General features: G+C 50.7%; 6 tRNA genes and 2 rRNA genes. All 8 read right to left on the bottom strand.

Going from position 1 to position 2,962, the window contains the following annotated elements:
* Positions 1–6 precede the first annotated feature (6 nt).
* A tRNA-Val gene (locus BQ7400_RS00140) sits at positions 7–82 on the bottom strand.
* Positions 83–91: 9 nt separating this feature from the next.
* Positions 92–166, bottom strand: a tRNA-Glu gene (locus tag BQ7400_RS00135).
* 65 nt (positions 167–231) lie between these two features.
* Positions 232–308 (bottom strand) — tRNA-Met (locus BQ7400_RS00130).
* 11 nt (positions 309–319) lie between these two features.
* Positions 320–396 (bottom strand) — tRNA-Met (locus BQ7400_RS00125).
* Between the two features lie 6 nt (positions 397–402).
* A tRNA-Leu gene (locus tag BQ7400_RS00120) sits at positions 403–491 on the bottom strand.
* Positions 492–494: 3 nt separating this feature from the next.
* Positions 495–569 (bottom strand) — tRNA-Asn (locus tag BQ7400_RS00115).
* Between the two features lie 52 nt (positions 570–621).
* A 5S ribosomal RNA gene (gene rrf, locus BQ7400_RS00110) occupies positions 622–738 on the bottom strand.
* A gap of 21 nt (positions 739–759) precedes the next feature.
* Positions 760–2,962, bottom strand: a 23S ribosomal RNA gene (locus BQ7400_RS00105); the annotation flags it as partial.

Genomic DNA, 2,962 nt, shown 5'->3' with positions numbered 1-2,962 from the left:
ATTATTTGGTGGGCGCAATAGGGCTCGAACCTATGACCCCCTGCTTGTAAGGCAGATGCTCTCCCAGCTGAGCTATGCGCCCAAATAATTATGGTGACCCCATCGGGATTCGAACCCGAGATACCGCCGTGAAAGGGCGATGTCTTAACCGCTTGACCATGGGGCCTTTTAAATGAAAAATATGGTAAAATAAAAAATTTGTCATTACAACAAACTTTAAAAATATAAATATGGTAGCGGCGAAGAGATTTGAACTCCTGACACTACGGGTATGAACCGTATGCTCTAGCCAACTGAGCTACGCCGCCATAAAAAAATATGGTAGCGGGAGAAGGATTTGAACCTTCGACCTTCGGGTTATGAGCCCGACGAGCTACCAGACTGCTCCATCCCGCGTCACACTGGTGCCGAGGACCGGAATCGAACCGGTACGGTGTTTAACCACCGCAGGATTTTAAGTCCTGTGCGTCTGCCTGTTCCGCCACCCCGGCTTGTGGCTCTCAGGGTGGGACTCGAACCCACAACCTACCGGTTAACAGCCGGTTGCTCCACCATTGAGCTACCTAAGATTATGTGGCACTTGGCAAACTTCTTATGCCACTTCTTCATGCCTTGCGGCTTGTCCGGCAATATCCTACTTTCCCAGGTCGTTGCCAACCAAGTATCATCGGCGCATAGAGGCTTAACTTCCGTGTTCGGTATGGTTACGGGTGGTACCCTCTTGCTATGGTCACCGGATCCTACATCCTCCAATTTTCTTTGGTCAAGTCTTCGGCCGATTAGTACTTCTTAGCTCCACACATTGCTGTGCTTCCACCTGAAGCCTATCTACCTCATTTTCTTCAAGGGGCCTTATTCTTTCGATGGGAAATCTTATCTCGAGGTTGGCTTCGTGCTTAGATGCCTTCAGCTCTTATCCAGTCCAAACGTAGCTACTCAGCTGTGCACTTGGCAGTACAACTGATGCACCAGTGGTTTGTCCATCCCGGTCCTCTCGTACTAAGGATAGCTCCTCTCAAATTTCCTGCGCCCACGACGGATAGGGACCGAACTGTCTCGCGACGTTCTGAACCCAGCTCGCGTGCCTCTTTAATGGGCGAACAGCCCAACCCTTGGGACCTACTTCAGCCCCAGGATGAGACGAGCCGACATCGAGGTGCCAAACCTCCCCGTCGATGTGGACTCTTGGGGGAGATAAGCCTGTTATCCCCGGGGTAGCTTTTATCCGTTGAGCGATGGCCCTTCCACGCGGTACCACCGGATCACTAAGTCCTGCTTTCGCATCTGCTCGAGTTGTCGCTCTCGCAGTTAAGCTCCCTTCTGCCTTTGCACTCTTCGCACGATTTCCGTCCGTGCTGAGGGAACCTTTGAACGCCTCCGTTACTCTTTCGGAGGCGACCGCCCCAGTCAAACTGCCCGACTGACAGTGTCCCGCTTCCGGTTTCACGGAAGTCGGTTAGAATTCTAAGATAAAAAGAGTGGTATCCCACCATTGGCTCCCCATATACTGGCGTACATGGTTCTCTGCCTCCCACCTATCCTGTACAGTTTATCCCAAAATCCAATGTCAACCTACAGTAAAGCTCCACGGGGTCTTTCCGTCCTGTCGTGGGTAAGCGGCATCTTTACCGCTACTACAATTTCACCGGATCCTTTGTTGAGACAGTGCCCAAATCGTTACACCTTTCGTGCGGGTCGGAACTTACCCGACAAGGAATTTCGCTACCTTAGGACCGTTATAGTTACGGCCGCCGTTTACTGGGGCTTCAGCTCGGAGCTTCGCTTGCGCTAACTCGTCCCCTTAACCTTCCAGCACCGGGCAGGTGTCAGCACCTATACTTCGTCTTTCGACTTCGCAGATACTTGTGTTTTTGGTAAACAGTCGCTTGGGCCTTTTCACTGCGGCCCCCTTTTACAGGGGCTCCCCTTCTCCCGAAGTTACGGGGTCATTTTGCCGAGTTCCTTAACAAAGGTTCTTCCGCTCGTCTTAGGATTCTCTCCTCACCTACCTGTGTCGGTTTGCGGTACGGGCAATGGTATCTCTTAGAAGCTTTTCTTGGCAGTTTGGTTCGTTTAGACTTCTCTACTTGTTTTCAATCCGCATCACACTTCAGCATCTTCAGAAGACGGATTTGCCTATCTTCTTGCCTTTGTGCTTGCACGCCTCACCAACTGGGCGCTCTATTTCCCCTCCTGCGTCACTCCATCATCAGCAATACCATCGGTACAGGAATTTCCACCTGTTGTCCATCGACTACGCTTTTCAGCCTCGCCTTAGGTCCCGACTTACCCTGAGTGGACGAGCCTTCCTCAGGAATCCTTGGGTTTTCGACGGGTGAGATTCTCACTCACCTCTCGCTACTCATGCCAGCATTCTCTCTTGTATAGGCTCCACAATGGCTTACGCCTTTTGCTTCGTTGTCTATACAATGCTCCTCTACCAACGTTATTCGTTCCACGACTTCGGTATCTATTTTAGCCCCGGTTATCTTCGGCGCAGAGTCACTTGACTAGTGAGCTATTACGCACTCTTTCAATGGATGGCTGCTTCTAAGCCAACATCCTAGTTGTCTGAGTAACTCCACATCCTTTCCCACTTAAATAGTATTTTGGGACCTTAGTCGGTGGTCTGGGCTCTTTCCCTTTCGACAATGAAGCTCATCCCTCACTGTCTGACTCCATAGGCTTTGTTTGGGTATTCGGAGTTTGATAGGCCGCGGTAACATCACATGTCCCTTGGCGATTCAGTGCTCTACCCCCCAAACAGTTTTTCCTACAGGCTAGCCCTAAAGCTATTTCGAGGAGAACCAGCTATCTCCGTGTTCGATTGGCTTTTCACCCCTATCCACAGGTCATCCGATAACTTTTAAACGTTACCCGGTTCGAGCCTCCATGTCGTTTTACCAACACTTCACTCTGCCCATGGATAGATCACACGGTTTCGGGTCTACAACTTCAAACT

Source organism: Urinicoccus massiliensis (assembly GCF_900120405.1).
Taxonomy (GTDB): Bacteria; Bacillota; Clostridia; order Tissierellales; family Peptoniphilaceae; genus Urinicoccus; species Urinicoccus massiliensis.
This window is presented reverse-complemented; position numbering and strand designations above follow the sequence as displayed.